The sequence below is a fragment of the Clostridium sp. LS genome (assembly GCF_002760435.1).
GTDB lineage: Bacteria > Bacillota > Clostridia > Clostridiales > Clostridiaceae > Clostridium.
In genome coordinates, this window is sequence record NZ_AUUU01000237.1 from 1 (window position 1) to 1,368 (window position 1,368).

Annotated in this window: 1 pseudogene; it reads right to left on the reverse strand. The window is 33.3% G+C overall.

From position 1 onward, the window contains the following. Nucleotides 1-822: 822 nt before the first annotated feature. Nucleotides 823-1,368: pseudogene (locus tag COL3_RS26820) on the reverse strand (collagen-like protein); the annotation flags it as partial.

Here is a 1,368-nt window from a genome sequence, read left to right on the forward strand (position 1 = left end):
AGTTCGCATTAGGATTGGACTGCGATATATATGCATCAGCTATAGGATTAATAACTGCGGTAGGCATTACACCATCTCCTTATTCTTTCTTTTCCTCTGCTTTGCACCAATCTCAAAAAATTGGGCTACTTTAATATATGCAAAAAAACAAATTTTGATATGAAAATACAAATACCTTCACACTACTAATTGCATTAATTTTAATTCCTCATTCGATGTAATTTGAAAGTACTCAATGTCATCTGATATCTTATTTAATTTTCCATCAACATTAGTGATATGAAGTTATTTGCTCATTTTTTTCTATATATAGCAATTAATTTTTGCAATATTGAAATCTTACCCTCTAACTTATAAATTGTATTTTTATAGAAAATAATCCTTTCCAGAAATCTAGGAGCTAATAATCATAAATTGTTATTGCACTATGTAGAAAAATATAAAGAGTACGGTGAATAAGGCTAAAAAACCTGAATACAATCTACTTATAAAAATACTGAATACTAATAATTTAATAATATGAAGCTATTGCTTATATAACTATGAATGTATACAGAACAGATTACGCTGTTAAACATTAGTTCAGTTCAAAGCAAATTAAATGTTATGATAAAAAAAGAAAGTGTATTTTAAGTCACACTTTCTTAGATATATTGGTTTTGTTTTTATTGTTTGCTTTTTATAATAGAGTTCAATAACCGATGGAATTCAACATGCAAAAAAAGCCTTGAAATGTAGTTACTAATATTTCAAGGCTAATTTTAAAATGCTGTTACTCCTTAGGCGGCCTTGCTTTAGACAAATTATCGTGTTTATAATAAATTAATTTAATTGCGTAATAGTTAACTGAGCACTAACTGCTGGAGCTAAAGCTACAGTTAAAGCTACAGCTGAATTGTTTCTCAAGGTAATCACATCACCGGCAGCAAGAGTTAGCATAGCAATTCCAGATATTTCACCAGTAGCAACCAATGCTGAAACACTGGTTGATGGATCAACTGTACCATTTACGGCAATTGCAACTTGCGACCCAATTCCTGCTGTTATACTAATACTATATTTAATTTCATAAATACCAGCATTAGTTACAGTAATTGTAGTAGTACCTGCAGTATGAGCAATACTACTTAGTGGACCATTGTTAGAAAATGGAATATCAGCTCCACCTACAATAGTTGCATCTGCTATTGTAGCAAGTTGATATGCACTACCAAATGATGATGATCCTTTTGGTCCTGTAGCTCCGGTTGGGCCTGTTGGGCCTGTTGGACCTGTTGCTCCGGTTGCTCCTGTTGGGCCAGTTGGACCTGTTACTCCTGTTGCTCCAGTTGGGCCTGTTGGACCAGTTGGACCTGTTACTCCTGTTGC